This window comes from Saccharobesus litoralis (assembly GCF_003063625.1).
GTDB classification, from domain to species: domain Bacteria; phylum Pseudomonadota; class Gammaproteobacteria; order Enterobacterales; family Alteromonadaceae; genus Saccharobesus; species Saccharobesus litoralis.
The window spans coordinates 2,686,718-2,705,626 of sequence record NZ_CP026604.1; the positions used below are offsets into that span (position 1 = coordinate 2,686,718).

Sequence of the window (18,909 nt, forward strand, 5' to 3'; positions counted from 1 at the left end):
TAGCTACACTTTAACCAGTTTTAGCAGCAAGGTCGAAATAATATTATCTGAGCAGAGTTAAAAGCTAGTTTTCAAGCATCGTCAGCAAACCAAAACTTCAGCTATAATCCAAGGCAACGCCAATATAAGAATTATTAAGCAATATGTTCAAGCACTTAGGGTTTCTTCGTACGTCTAGTTACATTGCCATTTTTACTATACTGCTCGGTTGTTCTAATGAGCAAAGCGAAACATCGGCATCTAAGTCAGTGGAAAAAGTTCAACTTAGTTCAGGTATCGATAAACAAAATATGGATTTAGCGATACGCCCTCAGGATGATTTTTATCGCTATGTAAACGGCACTTGGCTGAAAACAACCACGATCCCAGCGGATAAATCCAACTATGGCGCTTTCACCACCTTGGTGGAAAACTCGCAGTTAGCATTGCGCGAGATTATCGAACAAGCCGCTAGTAATACTGAGGCTGCAATTGGCTCTGAGCAAAAAAAGCTAGGTGACTTTTATAACGCTTATATGGATCTTGCCACAGCTGAACGCAAAGGTATCGCACCTATTCAACAAGAATTAACAGCGATCCAAAAAGTCACTAACCACACACAGTTAACTCTGGTTTTTGCTTTACTTGATAAAAGTGGCGTTAAAACGCCATTTGGTTGGTATGTCAATAATGATGCTAAGCAATCAACCGTTAATGCCTTATATGTGCTGCAATCGGGTTTGGGTATGCCTGATAGGGATTACTATCTAAAAGATGCCGACAAGTTTAATAAAATTCGCCAATCGTACTTAACTTATGTTCAAGATATGTTGGTTTCAGCTAATTATAACCAAACTGGCCAAGCTGAATTGGCAGCGCAGCAAGTTATTGAACTTGAAACCAAGTTAGCGCAAGTGCAGTGGACTCGAGTGCAAAGCCGCAATGCTGACAAACGTTATAACAAGCTGGAAAAAGCACAGCTAAACAAATTGCTCGGCGCCAACTTCGACTGGAATCTATTTGCCGAGCAAGTTGGTTTTGCCCATGCTGATACGGTAATAGTCGCCCAGCCATCATTCTTTGAAGGGGTTGGCCAGTTACTTATCTCAGAGTCAATCGAAGTGTGGCAAGCGTACTTAACTTTTCATGTGATAAATAGCAAAGCCAAGCTACTGAATAAAGATTTGGTCGATCGCCATTTTGCTTTTCATAGCAAGGTGATTAGCGGCATAGAGCAACAAAAGCCAAGATGGAAAAAAGCGGTCGACAGTGCTGATGATGTTTTAGGCGAAATGGTAGGTAAGTTGTACGTAGAAAAACACTTTAAACCTGAAGCCAAGCAAAGAATGCAAGAGTTAGTGGCTAATCTAATCCAAGCATTTGATTCGTCGATTGATAATCTAGCTTGGATGTCACCAGCCACTAAGCAGGCGGCCAAGCTTAAATTAAGCAAATTCACCCCGAAGATTGGCTACCCGGATAAATGGAAAGACTACTCCAATTTAACCATTAAAGCCGATGATTTAGTCGGTAACTTTGTGCGTTACAACCAATGGCTAACCCAAGAATACGTGTCACGCATAGGTAAGCCTGTCGATCGCAGCGAATGGTTTATGACACCGCAAACCGTTAACGCTTATTTTAATCCCGTTAATAACGAAATCGTGTTTCCAGCCGCCATATTGCAACCGCCATTTTTTAATTTAGAAGCTGAAGACGCAGTTAACTATGGGGCGATTGGCGCGGTTATCGGTCATGAAATCGGTCATGGATTTGATGATCAAGGTGCCAAATATAATGGTGATGGTAATTTACAAAATTGGTGGAGCCAAAACGACCTAAACGAATTTCAAGCCAGAGGCAGAACTTTAGTCGAACAGTTTAACGGCTATAAGCCATTTCGAGATGTTAGAGTTAATGGCAAACTCACCTTAGGTGAAAATATTGGTGATCTAGGTGGTTTAACCGTCGCATTAAAAGCTTATCTGCTCTCGTTGAATGGTAAGCCGGCACCTGAAATTGATGGCTTTAGTGGCACGCAACGTTTCTTTATGGGCTGGGGGCAAATTTGGCGTCGTTTATACCGTGAACCTGAGTTACGTCGTCGTTTAGTTACCGATCCGCATTCGCCAAGCGAATATCGAGTTAAAGGCATCGTGCCTAATATCCCAGAGTTTTATCAAGCTTTTGACGTTAAAGCCGGTGATGGTATGTATATAGCGCCAGAAAATAGAGTGAAAATATGGTAGCAACCTATATAATTACCGCCCTTTGGCGTTATTAGGTATTTGGAACATTCTGTTATGGCTTCGGTAGATTGGCATAGAGCCGTCATAAAAGTAGGTAGTGCATTAATTTCACCCAATGGTGATGGCTGTAGTGGCCAGTACCTGTTGCCAATTGCGCGTTATATTTCAGAGTGTCGTCAACAAGGCAAAGAAGTTATTTTAGTTTCAAGTGGTAGCGTGGCGGCCGGCCGTAGTTTGATAGCGCATGGCGACACACCATTGTTGGCCGAGAAACAAGCCATGGCCGCCGTTGGTCAAACGCTAATGATGGCCAATTGGCAGCGCTTTTTTGATTTTCCTTGTGCGCAAATTTTGGTGACCCACGGCGATCTGGCTGATCGCGAACGCTACCTCAATATACAAAATACCATCCGCACTTTGTTAGACAATGGCATTTTACCAATCGTAAACGAGAACGACTCGGTAACTACCAAAGAATTAAAAGTCGGCGACAATGATAATTTGGGCGCATTAGTGGCGCTCGTGTCTAGTGCTGACATGCTCATGATTTGCAGTGACATTGATGGTTTGTTTAACAAAGACCCGCGCTCTAACCCTGATGCAACTTTAATTCCCGTCGTTGAGAAAGTCGATGAAAGCATCTATAGCCTAGCCGGCGGCACATCAAACAAACTGGCTACGGGTGGTATGCGCACTAAAATAGAAGCGGCTGAAAAAGCAACGGTTGAAGGCATAAACACACTGATTGTGAATGGTACGAAAAGCCGAGTATTTGATGATCTACTTGCCGAGGTTGATACCGGCACGTTATTTAAGCGCCAAGCGTCACCGAAAAAAGCCCGTAAACATTGGTTACAGCATGGCCTAAAAAGCAAGGGACAAATTGTAGTTGATGCTGGTGCACAGTCGGCGTTACAGAAAAAGGGCGCATCATTATTGAGTATTGGTGTGACAGCGGTAACAGGTGATTTCCATAAAGGCGACGCCTTAGAAATCGTTAGCCTTGATGGTAAACTCATTGCCAAAGGTATAGGTCAGTACCACAGCAATGAATTGCAGCAAATAAAAGGCCAGCAAAGCCATAAAATAATTGATATTTTAGGTTATTGCCCAAGTGATGTGGTGATCCATCGCGATGACTTAGTGGTTTTATAGTGACCGATGCACTTTAGTTACTGAGCAGAGTTAAATAAAATGTTGGTTTATCAACCAGCGATAGGAACAGGATTAAAATATGAGTTTTTCAATTGCCGAAATGGCAAAAGCAGCGCGTAAAGCCTCTTTCAGTGTGGCTAATTTAAATCAGCAACAAAAGAATGATGCGCTAGAAGCCATGGCGCAGAAGCTGATTGAGCGCACTGAGCTGATTTTAGCGGAAAACGAAAAAGACTTAATCGCAGGTAAAGATAATGGCCTGACTGATGCCATGATAGATCGTTTGCGCTTAACGCCAGCTCGTATTGAAGATTTAGCAGGCGCACTACGCGAAGTGGCACAGTTGCCTGATCCAGTGGGGCGGATCTCTAACGTTAATATTCGTCCTAATGGTATTCGCGTAGGTAAAATGCGCATTCCATTAGGCGTTATTGCCATGATTTATGAATCGCGTCCTAATGTAACAGCAGAAGCCGCCGCGCTTTGTTTAAAATCAGGTAATGTTGCGCTATTGCGTGGTGGTAAAGAAGCTTTGTTTTCAAACTTAGTTATCGCTAAGTGTTTGCATGAAGCGTTAGAAGAACAAAATATCGATCCTAATGCGATTTGTGTCGTGCCAGATCCTGATCGCGCTGTAATGAATGAATTAATGACGTTATCCGATGATGTCGATTTAATTATCCCTCGTGGCGGTGAAGGTTTGATCCGCTTTGTGACAGAGAATAGTCGTATTCCGGTTATTCAGCATTTTAAAGGCGTTTGTCATTTATATGTTGATAGCACGGCTGATACTAATATGGCGTTAGAGCTGCTGCTCAATGGTAAAACGCAGCGTACCGGCGTATGTAACGCATTGGAAACCTTATTAGTCGACAAAGCCATTGCCGAGCAGTTTTTACCATTAGCGGCGAAAGCCCTAGCTGAAAAAAATGTAAAAATTCATGCTTGTGAACAAAGTATTGGCTATTTTGAGGGCGCTGAAGCGGCAACCGAAGCTGATTGGGATGCAGAGTATTTAGCCTTAGAAATTGCAGTACGCGTAGTTGATGACTTTGATGCGGCGATTAGTCATTTAGAAGTTTACAGCTCGGGCCATACGGAAGTTATCTGTACCCAAAACTATGCTAAAGCTAACGAATTTACCCGCCGAGTTAACTCAGCTGTTGTCATGGTGAATGCGTCTAGTCGCTTTTCTGATGGTGGTCAATTAGGTTTAGGGGCTGAAATTGGTATTTCAACGTCTAAGTTACATGCCTATGGACCTATGGGGTTAGAAAGCTTGACGACTGAAAAGTTTGTTGTGCAAGGGGATGGTCAAATCCGCGACTAATCTTACTATAGTCTTCTCGCTCAGGCCTTATGGTTCATTGTCAGCGCTTACTCGCCCCAATCACATAGTAGAGCATATGCTCATGGGGTCTCGAAGCTTGACGGCTTTGCCTACATGGATGTAGGTACTTAGGTTTCGTCTGGAACTAGAAACCTGCCCCTAAAACCTGATCGCTTTGACTATATTTAGTATGTTGCTTGCTGGGCTTATTGGGCCAGCAAGCATTACTGTTTTTTTGTAATTATTCAGCGTAATACATTTGCTAACGTTGAATACGGTAAATAATCAACCGACTTTTGTCGAAAATAACCATTTAAAAATATCAAGTTTGGTAGGCGAGCATTTATGCTTGCAGAGCCTGCAAACCTAATTACTAAAAGAACAAAATAAGCAAAAGTAGGGAGCTCACAAACCAAGTCTCGCCAATAATACAACCTAATTCACCTATAATAAGGCTAATTGTGTTGTAAATTATAGTCTTCTCGCTCAGGCCTTATGGTTCATTGTCAGCGCTTACACTCCCCAATCACATAATAGAGCATATGCTCATGGGGATTCGAAGCTTGACGGCTTTGCCTACATGGATGTAGGTACTTAGGTTTCGTCTGGAACTAGAAACCTGCCCCTAAAACCTGATCGCTTTGACTATATAAATAAGCAGAAGTCCGTAGTTTGAGATGCTCAATAGTTGCGTTTCTTTTTCAAATCCCTTTTCTCATTTTTCTTTTATCATTGACTTCCTTAGCTAAAATTTAAATTCAGTGCCTGCAAGTTTCGCTTTGCTATCTAAAAATTGTTATCTTTTTGTTGGTTTTTTGCGACAAGTTCTTTTCATGTTGCGCTTTTTGGTCTTTAATTGAGAATTATTCCTTTAATAAAATAACAAATGGGGACGAATATGAGCCTGATGAGTGTATCAGAAGTAGCTGAGTTTCTAGGAATTCAAGAGATCCGTGTAGAGCGTTTGGAGCGAGAAAGCTTGTTAGTCGCTTCAGATAAAGATGGTGAAGGTAAGCCTTTATTTAAAAAAGAAGATGTTGAGCGCTATAAAGTATTTGCCGAGCGCATCGGTGGTATTTAGCGCCAATAATGCTTTGAACAGCTGCAGTCTTAAAGTGGTGTTATTGGAATATTTTGATTAGGTTCACTTTTTGTACTGCAGCGCTTAATTTATACAACCTTAATTTCCTTTCTTTTAGTTTTCCTCAATTTATTCCCTAACTTTTATAACTAAAGTCTATTGATAATGGTTTTGCTATTGCAATGGGTTTATAAGCTTCCTTTTAGTTTTCGCAATTTTATTCCCTAACTTTTATAACTAAAGTCTATTGATAATGGTTTTGCTATCGCAATGAATTTATAAGCTTTTTTTGAGGTTTTCCCAAAAAATGAACTAGCCTTAATGTACGGCTAGTTACGTTGTCGGCCAGAAATTAAACTGAGGTATTGGCTTGGCTGGGATTATCTATTTATTAAAACGTTATATTGGTTTTTTAACGCTGTTGCTATTGTTAGCCTGCAGTCATAAGCCGCCAATTACGGTACATGATAAATTGTCGGTGCCAGCCGATTGGCAGCAACGCAGTGAGTTAACCCAAGCAAGTTTGACCACGGAACAAGCAAGGTTAAACAATAGTTACCAGCTAAAGCATTTACCTTGGTTGTCGCAATTAATTGGAGCTGAGTCGGCGAACTTTGTATTAACTGGGGTTAATCAGCAGCAGGACTTATCTAATCGATTAGCAGCCATTCAGCAAGCTGAGTTCGCCATTGATATTCAAGATGCGAGCTTTTTCCCTTCACTGAATGCTTCTTTTGGCCTTGCGGCTAAAAATGATGGAGTTAAACAATATGACCTTGGCTTATCATCAGGGTTACCGCTTGATATCTGGGGTAAATTGTCTGAGCAAAGTCGACAAAGTGTTATTGACTGGCAAAGCAAAGTTATTGCCTATCGCCAGCAACATTTTGCTCAGGTTGTTAAGTTACTCAAAACCCTTTTTTCGTTGCAACAAAATCAGCAAATATTAGCGTTAGGGCAATTAAGAAAAAAAAATCTAGCAAAGCAGTTGTCGAGCATAGAACTGCGTTATCAAGCTGGGCTAACCAATTTATTAGATGTGTATAACGCCCGTACAAGTTTGCAGGCAATTAGCAGCCAAGTGCTACAAACTGAAAAACGGGTTAAACAGCTGCAACGTGAATTGCCTCTATTGTTTGGTTTACCTGCTCACCATCCAATCCATGCTTTGTTACCGACTAACGGCCCGCAAGCTCTGCCTGAGCTTTTACTTGAGCAACCACCTGAACTGCCACAAGTGCTACCAGCTGAGTTGCTTAGTCAGCGCGCGGATATCCATTTAGCTTGGTTGACTATTTTAAAGCAACAAGCGGCCGTCGCTATTGCCTATAAAGAGCGTTTCCCTAGCTTTAGTTTGACCGCCAATGTAAATGAATCGAGTGACGATTTAGGCAAATTAATTGCGCTTGGTGATGTATCTTGGCAATTAAAACTCAACTTATTTGCACCTCTTTTTGATGCAGGCAAGCGCAAAGCTAAAGTTGAGCAAGCGCGTTTAGAGTTTATTAAAGCGCAAAATAATTATGGACGAGTGACATACCATGCTTTTGTCGAGGTACATAATGCGTTAGCACAGCGCTTGTTAACGCAACAAGAAATTGCGCTTAACGAGCAGTCTTACCTTAATGCTGAAAAATCCGCCTTGTTAGCCAAACGCCAGTATCAACAAGGCTTAATAAACTACCGAGCGATGTTGGCCAATCAACGCAGCTTGTTTTCAGCCAAGCTTAATCGATTAGCTTTACATTACCGAGCACTCAATGATTATTTAGATTTACTTGCGGCGTTAGGCGGTGGATGGTTCTCGGCAACAGAAAACGTAGATTCGCCTCGGCAATTCCTGTCAACTGCGACCCAAGCTCAATTAAGGCCTAATATCAAATGAAAGACAGTTTTCCTTTAGTACTTATTACCTTATTCAGCTTTTTTATCGCCTTGTATTGGTTTACTGATAGCCAAGATGAGAGTTTTAAGTTGCCGCAAAAAGCCAAAATAGATGTGGTGGTTGAGCTGGTCGAATTACAAACCTTTACGCCTATTATTGAATCTTACGGTCGAGTTCAAGCTCGAACTCGAGGTCAAGTTGTGAGCCAGGTTCGTGGTGAGGTGACTTACGTTAGCCCTAATTTACGCAGTGGTGGCTTTTTTAAGAAGGGAGAGTTATTAATAGCGATAGACAAACGAGATTATCAAGCTAATGTTAATGTTGCTAACGCAGGGTATTTGGATGCCAAGCAAAAATTTTTGCATGAGCAGGCATTGGCTAAACAAGCCATTGCTGATTGGTATTTGGATAATCAACAACCGCCTTCGGAATTAGTTAGTCGACAACCGCAGCTGGCGTCGGCCGAAGCTAAGCTATTGTCATCACAATCTGCTTTGGATAAAGCAAAGTTAAATTTGCAGCGTACCGAAATACGCGCACCTTACGACGGTCACACCTTAAAAAAGCAAGTTTCTATTGGCCAAGTTGTTGCCGCTAACGCTGTACTGGGTGAGATATATGCAATTGATGCATTGGAAATTCGCTTACCTTTAAAAAATAACGATTTGAATTATGTTGAATTGCCTAAAATCCGTTTAGAGCAAGAATCAGCGAATAGCGCAGAGCCATTGGCTATCGTTGATATCTATTCCACATTGGGACAGGCTGAGCATTGGCAAGCAGAGCTTATTCGCACTGAAGGTGAAATTGATCAAGCCAGTCAGCAATTGCATGTCATAGTGCAAATACCTGAACCGTTTGCTCAGCAACACAAAAATAAACGTGCACTTAAAATTGGTCAGTATGTTAATGCGAAATTTAATGGTATTGGTATTCCTAATGTGGCTGTAGTACCGCTGCAGGCGCTATATCAAGATAAGTTTGTTTTCTTGGTTAAAGATGAAAATCAATTGATCCAGCAGGAAGTCGAAGTTGCTTGGCGCAACAATGAAGTGGCTGTGATTAAACACGGCCTGCAGCAAAAAGATGTTTTAGTGGTCACGCCATTAAGTAGTATTGATAAAAATGTGTTAGTTAACCCCTACTTAGCGGATATTGCTGTTCATGCCAAACCTGAGGCTAGTGCCTTATGATAGCTTGGTTTGCTAAAAACGACATTGCCTCTAACTTATTGATGATAGCGCTGTTATTGGCTGGCGCTTGGTCATTAGCATTTAATTTACCCCAACAAGTGTTTCCCAACTTAGAGCCCGCGCAAGTCGAAGTTAAAATTAACTACCCTGCAGTGAGTGCCCAAGATGTCGAATTCAAGGTTACTCGGCATATAGAGCAAGCCATTAAAGATATTGTTGGTGTTAAAAGTATTGCTAGCGAATCTCGCAAAGGCGGTGTGCAAATTTATGCAATTTTGCACAAAGGCTATGATCCGCATGATATTTTGAGCAAGGTCAAGCATAGAATCGACGCAATTAATACCTTACCCAAAGATATTGATAAACCATTAGTGCAGATCCGCAACGAGTTTGCGCCAGTGATCAGCATGGTGGTATATGGCGAGCAAACGCCTTTAATGTTATTAACCGCGGCCGAGCAAATTCGCGATGAGTTAGCCAGTCAAAATAACATGAATATGTTAGTGCTGCGCAATGTTGCTGAGCATGAGATAGCGATTGAAGTGTCGAACGAAAATTTGCAACGCTATCAAATTAGTTTGCAAGATATTGCGCAAGCGATACAGCGCAATGCGCAAGATATATCAGCGGGTAATATTCACGCTGCTGGTGGGTTAATTACTATTCGCTCTAGGGGCCAAGCCTATACTGCTCAGCAATTGGCCGATGTGGTGGTTAAGTTTCAAGCTAACGGCAGTACGATTAAATTAAGGCAAGTGGCGAATATCCGCGACGCGGTGGCGGACAGTCAGGTACAAACGCGTTTTAATGGTTTGCCCGCTGTGTTTGTGGATGTTATGCAAAATGACCAGCAAAAAGCGACCCAACTATCGCGTATGGTCAAACGTTTTGTGGCGGCTAAACAATCGCAAATGCCGGAATCAGTGCAATTAGCCTACTGGCGTGACCATGCTGAAATTTTACAAAATCGGCTTGAAGGATTGGCGGTAAGTGCCATTTATGGTGGTATCTTGGTTTTTCTTATTTTAACCCTGTTTTTACGCCCTGCTGTCGCTTTTTGGGTGTTCATCGGTGTGCCTGTTAGCTTTATTGGCGCTTTTTCCATTATGCCGATTTTTGGGGTTAGCATTAATATTGTCAGCGTATTTGGCTTTATTTTAGTGCTGGGTATGGTGGTGGATGACGCAATCGTCACCGGCGAAAATGTCTATAGTCATTTGGAGCATTCCGAAACCGGTTTACATGCGGCGGTGTCTGGCACAAAAGAAGTCGCGCAGCCTGTTACATTAGGTGTGTTGACCAGTATTGTGGCTTTTATGCCTTTGTTTTTTGTGGATGGCGCACAAGGTGTGATTTTATCGCAGATCCCCGCAGTGGTGATCCCTGTTTTAATATTGAGTCTTATTGAATCAAAATGGGTTTTACCTTCGCGTTTAAAATTTGTGCGTTTGCGCCCTTCTACTAACCCACGCTCTTTATTAGGCTGGCAACAAAAGTTTGCCGAGCGATTTGAAGCTGGCATAGGTCATTACTATAAACCGGCTTTGCAGTGGTGTGTACACAATCGATTTAACTGTTTAATTATATTTGTTGGTTTTTTATTGGTTGTTTTGTCTGGGGTTTTTACGGGAGAAAACAAGTTTGTATTTTTTCCTAAAATTACCGCTGATAAAGTCGTGGCGACAATTACTATGCCTTCTGGTACACAGTTTTCGACCTTGGATAAATATGTACAAACCATTAGCCGTCATGCTGAAACGTTGCAACAGCGCTACATAGATGAGGAAAGCGGCAATTCTGTGATCCGCAATATTGTTTCTGTTAGTGGTGCGAAAATCGGTAGTGAACAACAAGGGCAAGTTGGGCAGGTTAGCTTTGAGCTTTTGTCGGAAGAGCTGCATGGTGTCAATATTAATAGTTTGCAATTGGAACAAGCTTGGCGAGATTTAGTTGGCTCTTTGCCGGGAGTGGAAAGCCTAGTGTTTGAAGCGCAATCAGCACAACTTCACAAGTTTATCGACATTCGTTTACGAGGTGATGATTTAGCTGAACTGGAAATTGTTGCAGATAAAATTAAAACTAATTTTTCAAAGTTTAGTTACATAGAGGATGTGGCGAAAAATTACGAAAGTGGTTCACAGGAACTGTTTTTAGAATTAACTCCCCTAGCTAAAACCTTGGGCTTAACGCGTGTGGCGTTAGCTGAGCAAGTGCGAGCCGCATTCTATGGTATTGAGGTGCAACGCTTATTGCGTGGTGAGCAGTTAGTTAAAGTGATGGTGCGTTTACCGTTAGATGAGCGAAAGTCCTTAAGCGATTTGGAACGTTTTCTGATTCATTTACCTGATAATCGTTTGATCCCACTCTCGCAATTAGCTGATTTTCAAATCGTAAATAGCCCAGCCGTGATCTTTCGTGTTGATCGGCAGCGCAGTATAGATATAACCGCAGATTTATCGAATGCTAAAGTTGGGCTTCATGCCCTAAATAAACAGCTAAACCACTATGTCGCGAACTTGCAAATCCAACATCCGACTATTGATATTTCACTGGTAGGCGAAAGCACTGAGTTAATGAAAACCTTGGATTCACTCAAGTGGAGCTTGCTGTTAGTCATTTTAATTATCTATGGCATATTGGCTATTTCATTTAAATCCTATAGCCAACCTTTTATTGTTATGTCGGTCATTCCATTTAGTATTATTGGCTCTATGGGAGGGCATTGGTTAATGTCGCTTAACTTAACCATGATGAGCTTTGTTGGGTTAATGGCGTTAATTGGGGTGGTGGTTAATGATGCTGTGGTGTTGGTTGATTTTATTAATAACCAACTAAAACGGGGAGCAAGTTTGCATAACGCTATATTGCAAGTAACCTCAACTCGTTTCCGGCCGGTTGTTCTAACGTCTTTAACAACCTTTTTAGGCTTGCTACCTATAGTCTTGGATCAATCCAGCCAAGCGCAATTCTTAGTGCCCATGGCTGTTTCGTTAGGCTTTGGTATTTTATTGGCACCTTTTATCACTTTAATTTTGGTGCCAGTTAATTTCATGATTTTGCAGCAAGTTAAACAGTGGTCAAATCAAAAGTGTTTTTATTTTGGTAAGTAATCCTGCATATTATAGGTAAAGCGATCAGGTGTGGGCTGTTAATGTGTGCATCCATGCAGGTAAGTTGTTGGGCGTTGAGAATTAGCGCCGACAATCAAGCTCTAAACTGAGTAAGAGAATGAACACGAAAATGAGCACTAAAATAAGTAATAAAACAATATCCCTTTTCAAAATTAATGGATCCCCAAATGCCACTGTTTGCCTTTAAAACATTACTCATAACACTTTGTATTGCTTGCTTAGGCGGCTGTCAAACCACCTTAGCGGATAAAAATTCTAGTAGCCAATCTCAGAACGTATCAGCGCAAGGCGAAGTTGCTGACTTATCCGCTGTTGCTCATTTTTCAAATGTTAAACCAGCACAGCAAACGCAAGGAATTGGCGGGGTTAAAGTGCTGGGGCAGTTGCCGCTTGCACAAGAGCTGGATTCTATTGATGACAAGGCTTTACGGGTTCGCGAGTTAATTATGCTGCCTGGTGCTACTGTTGCTGTGCATACTCATCAATATCGTCCCGGTGTGGCTTATATATTACAAGGTGAAGTTGTCGAGTATCGTAGTGATTCATCAATTCCACTTACCCGTAGTGTGGGGCAAATTGTGTTTGAAAAACATGACTTAACTCACTGGTGGCACAATCAATCGCAACAAACGGTTAAAGCCTTAGTGGTCGATATTATTGCCGCACCTACACCCGCTGCGGGCAAAGCGTCAGGAAATAGTAAATAAGCTTATGCATATTGCTGTGATCAGCTATAGTCATGATGCTTACCAAGTATTGCGATTACCTGAAATTTTGCATAAGTTAGGTTGTGAAATTACCTTGATTTGTGCCCCGCCATGTTTGTTATTGCAAAGTATTTATCCCAAGCAAGCATTTGTTGATCTCGCTCCTAGCTTTGCCAATGTAGACGAGCACCAGCGGCGAATTCATTTTGCTAAGTTATTGTTAAAAGAGAAGGTTAATTTCTTATTACCAGTCAAAGATCAGGAACATAACGATGTTTTTGCGATTTATGATTTTGTGTTGGAGCAGGATTGTTTTTCTCAACAAGAAAAAGCGCAAATAAGCCGTTTATGGTTTGATTCATTTGGTGATCTATATTTAAGACGAGGCTTAGCAAGTCGGTTAAATTTTGTCGATATTTGTCAGCAACTACAATTGCCGACGCCGGCGTTTGTTGATATCAGAGATACTGAGCAGGTTGAGACGTTACTGCAACAATCGTCAAGTATTATGCTGAAATTGGATGGCTCAGTGGGCGGTAGTGACGTTCATAAAATTCATGACTTAGAGCAATTAAAACGCTTTTATCAAGCTAACCGCCAATATAGCGGCATAGCTCAAACTTTTATAAAAGGTAAAGTTGGCTGTTTTGCCTTTGCTGCTTGGCGAGGTCAATACCAAGCTGGCAATAGTGCTTTAGTGGATGCGACTTTACACCATGAATTTAGCCAAGCGTCACGTTTTGCAGTGACTCATATTGCAGCGCTTGAAACGTATGCGCAAAAACTGGTGCAAGCCACTCAGTATTCGGGGTTTGGCAGTATCGATTTTATTGTCAAAGAAAATGGTGACGTTGAACTGATTGAGTTTAATGCTCGTATCACCAAATTAACCACACTGGGGGACTTTTGGCGATGCGATCCTATTGCGGCTTTAGTGAATAAAATGCTCAATAAGCCTTGGCAATCTAGTGGTAGAGATTTAGGCAAAAAAGTATCTTGTTTTCCTTATGAGTGGTTAAAAAACCATAAAGCAGATGGCTTAAGTGACAATGTACTGGACATTCCATGGAGTGAAGTACATATGCTGCAGGCTTTAATTAAGCAAAAGCTAAATGCCTAATCAGCTATAGTCTTCTCGCTCATGTCTTATGGTTCATTGTCGGCGCTTACTCTCGACTTTGGCTCCTGCGTCGTCCTACTACCTAAATCCACTTTCTTCCATTTAGAGTGGCAGCCCAATCACATAGTAGAGCATATGCTCATGGGGTTTGAAGCTTGCCTGCATGGATGCAGGTAAGGGGCGAGAGCAGGACGCGGTAGCTTTGACGGCTTTGCTTACATGGATGTAAGTACTTAGCGTGAGCAGGATGCGGAAGCTGCCCCTAAAACCTGATCGCTTTGACTATTGAATACGCAATATTTGCTAGCTTGTGGTAAATCAAGCTGCTTTTTCAATTATCGACTATATTTAACACAAACCATTAAATTTGAGGTTCACTAAGGGATATGAGCCAACCTATGTTTGTAGTGGCTGCACGCATCGCCTCGCATTTACACAAAGCGACTAAAATTGCCGAAAATTTATCTTTAACAGCAAAGAATGCTAAGGCAGTAACCGTGCGAGCCGGCGAGCAAGCGGCAGGATTTGCCGCATTAACTGATTTTATTCAGGAACTGGCAAGCTCAACGATTAGTTTAGCGCAAGCGGTTAATAGTATTGCGATTAATATTTCCATGCGAGCAACGCGGTTGGAGCGAGTTAAGTTGGCCAATTGCCGATTTAAATTAGCCAATCATTTAGGTCAAGATGCATGCTTTATTGCAGATATTCAGCCTTTTTTACAAAAGACCGAGGCGACATTAAAAGCTCTGCAAGATGAATTTATTGAGCTATTGGCCAAGTTAAATCAATTGGTTGAAGATACGCATAGGCAAATTCGTTCAGCTTCGGTTATTTCAACTATGTCTAAAGTTGAAGCATCCAACTCAGGGCCTTATAAACCTCAACTCGAGGTGATTTCGGACAATATTGCTCAGGCCGCCAATGCGATCCGTAAAGAACTTAATTGTGCAGAAAGTTTGCTGCACAGTGCTAAGGTGTAACTGGTTACAAACAAAGGAATAAAATGAAAAACGTTGAAGTCGTCAGCAATAAAAAAGCAAAATGGTTAATGTTTGGCCGCGATGCAGATAAACCAGAAAAAATTATCGATACTAATCAATATATGGTGGTAACGGGCAGTCGAGCTTTGTTGCTTGATCCTGGTGGAATAGAGTTGTTTGCGCCTATGCTGGCTTCAGTATTGCGCCATACATCGATTGAGCAACTGACGGATATTTTTGCTTCGCATCAAGATCCGGATATCATTTCATCGTTAGGCTTGTGGGATCAAGCCTTACCGCACGCCACACTGCATTGTTCTTGGTTGTGGGAAGGATTTGTTCGTCATTTCGGAATGCAAAATATTAAGTATCAAGCCATAAAGGACGAGGGCGGTTATATTGACCTTGATGGTTATACTATTCAAATGTTGCCCGCTCATTATTTACATTCTTCAGGTAATTTTAATATCTACGACCCACAAACTAAGTTTTTAATGAGTGGTGATATTGGGGCTGCTTTAGAACCGGTTGATGCTCCTTTGTATGTAGAAGACTTTGAGTCACACATTCCAAAAATGGAAGGCTTTCACCGCCGCTGGATGCCATCTAATACGGCAAAAAATGACTGGGTGCGGCGTGTTCGCAACTTAGAAGTTGATTACCTTGCCCCGCAGCATGGACGTATTTTTACCGGTGAAAATGTTGGTAAGTTTTTGGATTGGTTTGAGCAGTTAGATGTAGGTAGTGCACTACGGTAAATATTAAGTCAAAAGAGCGGATTGATAGTTTTGCTTATCAATCCTTATCTTGCACTTTGTTTTGCTCATTACAGGGATGGCTTTGGCATATAGCGATAATGGCCTGAAATGGGATATTCAAATAAAAAGTCTTCTATTTGTGGGCCCAAACCCACATTATGTACAATTAACGGGTTGCCAGAATCCGGATCTTTGTTATCAATAACAATGCCGATATGAGGCAAGTTACCGGGTAAAACCCAAGTGACTAAATCACCTGCTAAATAATTTTTCGCTTGGTTCGATACGGTTAAGCGAGTGCCGTGTCGACTAAAAAAGGTTTGCAAATTGGGTACTCGCCTATGGTCTATGTTGCGATCGGTGCGGGTTAATCCCCAGATCCGCTTTGAAGGGTATTGGTTAAAATGACTCCGCATGTCTTCATGAACTAGCTGTTGTAAATCGATCCCAATACCACGATAACTGCGGATCACCACATCGGTACATACGCCAATATTCTCGGGTACATCACCATTTGGATAATCAATTTTCAAATAGCGGCCATCATAGGTCACCTTGTGGCGAGTACGTTCTTTGGCTGCTTTAACCAGTGAATCAGCTGAGTAAACTTGACTAGCATGGCTAAACGTACAAACCGTCAATAGTACAAGTGGTGACAGAGTTAATCTAAGCAAAATGCCTTTCCTTGCGCGACTTTCCTATCGCGAATAAGACTAAAAGAATTAGTGACTCATTTATTAGTCTATCGCTACGAAAATAGGTTCCATTGCAGCGCAGATTTTCTGTTTTGTAAAACCCAGTGAACGACTTAATCATACAACTCAAGCCAACCTGAATCAGGATCATTACCAAAGCAATCTAATCCGGCAAATGCATAATAGGTGTGTTGGCAATGGCGGCCGCGATAAATATTTGGCGCGTTGCTTGGCAATTCGACTTGTATTTGCCATTCGTATGATTGATTGGCTTCTAACTTTTGACCGCTAGCAACAGTGAGTTCCATTTCCACTGTTTTATGCTGGGCGTGGATCGTTTCAACCCGTCGATCAACATCACCGTCTCGGTCGTAGATCACATCCACATCTTGCACTTCTATTTCTTCGGCGCCTTTGATCTTTAAATAAACCCGATCACAATCAATATCAGCGTCGTCTATTTCGGCGCGTACTGTTATGGTAAATGGCTCGTTATAGCGAAGTGGCTCGCTATCGAAATAGACTTTTGCTGCGCCACCAGTCATGACATTTTTCACGGCTTTTAATTTACTAAAAAATCCCATCTTGCTTATCCTTTTCAATACGTTAGTACCAGTGTAGAAGCTGATTTAACAATTTACAGGTGTTAAAAGACCAAAATAAGTGACTTTGAGAGGTTTATCTCCTGTATTGCGTAATTCATGCCAGTCTCCTGGTTCAATAGTTATGCAAGAGCCCGCGGTTAGTTCGATAATTTGTTTATTGATAGCAAACTCGCCGTTGCCTGAATCAATGAAAAATACCTCAGTCATATCATGATGAGTATGGCCGGCGGCAATCTCACCTGGGGGAAAGCAAGCTTTAGAAAAGTACACTAGATTATCAATTTGCCCAGAGCTGATCATGGTTTGTTTATCTATGGCAGAGTTGTGAGAGACTTTAGTGGTAGGTTGTTGATTTAAATGCGTATATTTCATCTTTTTAGCAAAGCAAACGCTGTTTGTTTTGAATGAAAGTAGCGTGTTTAATCTAAGAAGTAAACCCGTTATCTCTTACCTCTAAAGATAACGGGCACCAACTATAGTCTTCTCGCTCAGGTCTTATGGTTCATTGTCAGCGCTTACTCTCGACTTTGCTTACATGGATGTAAGTACTTAGGTTTCGTCTGGAACAGGAAACCTGCGGCTCCTGCGTCGTCCTACTACCTAAATCCACTTTCTTCCATTAAGAGCGGCAGCCCCAATCACATAGTAGAGCATATGCTCATGGGGTCTCGAAGCTTGCCTACATGGATGTAGGTACTTAGGTTTCGTCTGGAACTAGAAACCTGATAATCCTCTAAGACAGCCTCGCAGTATCGTCTGACTTTCAGTACTAAACTGAAAGGTGAAGCTAAAACTTTACCGGAGGCTGTATGAAATATTTTAGCGCAATTGATCTACATTCGAATAATTCTTATCTGGTTATTTCTGATGAAGAGGATCGCAGTATGGTTGAAAAACGTCTAGCAAATGATCTTAAGTTGATATTAAGGGAATTGGAACCATTCAAGTCTGATATCCAAGGGATCGCTGTTGAATCAACTTATAACTGGTATTGGTTAGTTGATGGGTTAATGGACGCCGGTTATACACTCAAACTTGTTAACACCTCAGCTATCCAGAGCTATTCAGGACTTAAATATACCAATGATGTCCATGATGCTCGATGGCTGGCCAAGTTACTTAGACTCGATATTTTACCAACAGGCTATATTTACCCGAAAGAGCAACGTAAAGTGCGAGACATACTGCGTAAACGGGCAGGCCTTGTTCAACAACGTTCTTTAAATATTACCAGCTTCAAAAGCATGTTTGCGCGCCAGTTGGGGTTCACTATCAAATCCAATGATATCCATAAAAATATGGAGCAATTTTGTTTTGAAGATCCAATGCTAGAAGCTTGTTGTGCTCCGCACAAACAACTCTATAAAGTATTGACAGAAGAAATTGATAAGCTCGAAAAGTTAGTTGGCTCACAACTCAAAGAGTCATCGATATACACCCAGCTACAAACAACACCGGGGATAGGAAAAATTCTAGCGGCTACGATTTCATTAGAAACAGGCAATATTAGTCGTTTCAATAAAGTCGGTAACTATGCTTCATATTGCCGTTGTGTTAAAAGTACAAGGGTTAGTAATTATAAAATCAAAGGGAAAGGGAATGCCAAATGTGGCAACAAGTACTTATCTTGGGCTTTTTCCGAAGCAGCTCATTTTGCTATACGCCATTACAAGCCTATAAAATGCTTTTACGATCGTAAGAAACGTAAAAGCAATGGCATAATTGCAATGAGAGCTGTAGCTCACAAGCTAGCGAGAGCGTGTTACTTTATTATGCGAGATAACGTAGAGTTTGATATGAAATTAGCTTTTGGTTGACGGAAAGTGGTGAGCCAGCTTTAGGGGGTGGATTTAAACCACTAAACCTGATTGGACACCACTTTCCACTTTTTATCTAGCTTCGCCCAATAAGTAAGCCATAGAAGGGTTGGACAAAGAGCCACCAAACGCTGTGCGTTGATTGGATATTTATTGGTACCGGAAAATTTTTGAGGCGAGAGCCAAGGCGATTACAGCAGTTAGGTAAAAGCCTAATTCAG

15 protein-coding genes are annotated in these 18,909 nt (G+C 41.6%); 12 read left to right on the forward strand and 3 right to left on the reverse strand.

Annotated elements, in window-relative coordinates:
* The first annotated feature begins 143 nt into the window (after positions 1-143).
* The 11 genes from C2869_RS09455 to C2869_RS09505 all read left to right on the forward strand — a co-directional run bounded on the left by C2869_RS09455 (position 144) and on the right by C2869_RS09505 (position 15,571).
* On the forward strand, positions 144-2,228 hold the full coding sequence (locus tag C2869_RS09455; RefSeq protein ID WP_108602703.1) for a M13 family metallopeptidase: 2,085 nt from the start codon (positions 144-146) through the stop codon (positions 2,226-2,228).
* A gap of 54 nt (positions 2,229-2,282) precedes the next feature.
* Positions 2,283-3,383: a glutamate 5-kinase gene (gene proB, locus C2869_RS09460; protein ID WP_108602704.1), complete on the forward strand. Its 1,101-nt coding sequence runs from the start codon at positions 2,283-2,285 to the stop codon at positions 3,381-3,383.
* A gap of 79 nt (positions 3,384-3,462) precedes the next feature.
* On the forward strand, positions 3,463-4,713 hold the full coding sequence (locus tag C2869_RS09465; RefSeq protein ID WP_108602705.1) for a glutamate-5-semialdehyde dehydrogenase: 1,251 nt from the start codon (positions 3,463-3,465) through the stop codon (positions 4,711-4,713).
* Positions 4,714-5,611: 898 nt separating this feature from the next.
* Positions 5,612-5,794 carry a helix-turn-helix domain-containing protein gene (locus tag C2869_RS09470; RefSeq protein ID WP_108602706.1) on the forward strand — a complete coding sequence of 61 codons (183 nt, stop codon included), beginning with the start codon at positions 5,612-5,614 and terminating at the stop codon, positions 5,792-5,794.
* Between the two features lie 370 nt (positions 5,795-6,164).
* Entirely contained in the window at positions 6,165-7,679 is a 1,515-nt protein-coding gene (locus tag C2869_RS09475) for a TolC family protein (protein ID WP_108602707.1), read from the forward strand.
* Positions 7,676-8,872 (forward strand): efflux RND transporter periplasmic adaptor subunit, encoded by a 1,197-nt coding sequence (locus C2869_RS09480; protein WP_108602708.1) that lies wholly within the window; start codon positions 7,676-7,678, stop codon positions 8,870-8,872. The genes C2869_RS09475 and C2869_RS09480 overlap by 4 nt, the downstream gene beginning before the upstream one ends.
* Positions 8,869-11,982 (forward strand): efflux RND transporter permease subunit, encoded by a 3,114-nt coding sequence (locus C2869_RS09485; RefSeq protein WP_108602709.1) that lies wholly within the window; start codon positions 8,869-8,871, stop codon positions 11,980-11,982. The genes C2869_RS09480 and C2869_RS09485 overlap by 4 nt, the downstream gene beginning before the upstream one ends.
* Before the next feature lie 188 nt (positions 11,983-12,170).
* Positions 12,171-12,710, forward strand: a complete 540-nt coding sequence (locus C2869_RS09490) for a cupin domain-containing protein (RefSeq protein ID WP_159084119.1) — start codon at positions 12,171-12,173, stop codon at positions 12,708-12,710.
* Between the two features lie 4 nt (positions 12,711-12,714).
* Positions 12,715-13,830: an ATP-grasp domain-containing protein gene (locus C2869_RS09495; RefSeq protein WP_108602711.1), complete on the forward strand. Its 1,116-nt coding sequence runs from the start codon at positions 12,715-12,717 to the stop codon at positions 13,828-13,830.
* 386 nt (positions 13,831-14,216) lie between these two features.
* Positions 14,217-14,813: a chemotaxis protein gene (locus tag C2869_RS09500; protein ID WP_159084120.1), complete on the forward strand. Its 597-nt coding sequence runs from the start codon at positions 14,217-14,219 to the stop codon at positions 14,811-14,813.
* 23 nt (positions 14,814-14,836) lie between these two features.
* Entirely contained in the window at positions 14,837-15,571 is a 735-nt protein-coding gene (locus C2869_RS09505; RefSeq protein ID WP_108602713.1) for an oxygen-binding di-iron domain-containing protein, read from the forward strand.
* Between the two features lie 68 nt (positions 15,572-15,639).
* Here C2869_RS09505 and C2869_RS09510 read toward each other — a convergent pair whose 3' ends face one another.
* The 3 genes from C2869_RS09510 to C2869_RS09520 all read right to left on the reverse strand — a co-directional run bounded on the left by C2869_RS09510 (position 15,640) and on the right by C2869_RS09520 (position 17,243).
* Entirely contained in the window at positions 15,640-16,245 is a 606-nt protein-coding gene (locus tag C2869_RS09510; RefSeq protein ID WP_108602714.1) for a DUF1287 domain-containing protein, read from the reverse strand.
* 134 nt (positions 16,246-16,379) lie between these two features.
* The gene (locus C2869_RS09515; RefSeq protein WP_108602715.1) at positions 16,380-16,850 is read right to left on the reverse strand and encodes a hypothetical protein; all 471 of its coding nucleotides are present in this window, start codon (positions 16,848-16,850) and stop codon (positions 16,380-16,382) included.
* A gap of 45 nt (positions 16,851-16,895) precedes the next feature.
* Positions 16,896-17,243, reverse strand: coding sequence for a cupin domain-containing protein (locus C2869_RS09520; protein WP_108602716.1), 348 nt, complete (start codon positions 17,241-17,243; stop codon positions 16,896-16,898).
* A gap of 437 nt (positions 17,244-17,680) precedes the next feature.
* Here C2869_RS09520 and C2869_RS09525 point away from each other — a divergent pair, with 437 nt between their 5' ends.
* A complete protein-coding gene (locus tag C2869_RS09525) occupies positions 17,681-18,688 on the forward strand; it encodes an IS110 family RNA-guided transposase (RefSeq protein WP_108602717.1) in 1,008 nt (335 codons plus the stop codon).
* Positions 18,689-18,909: the final 221 nt, after the last annotated feature.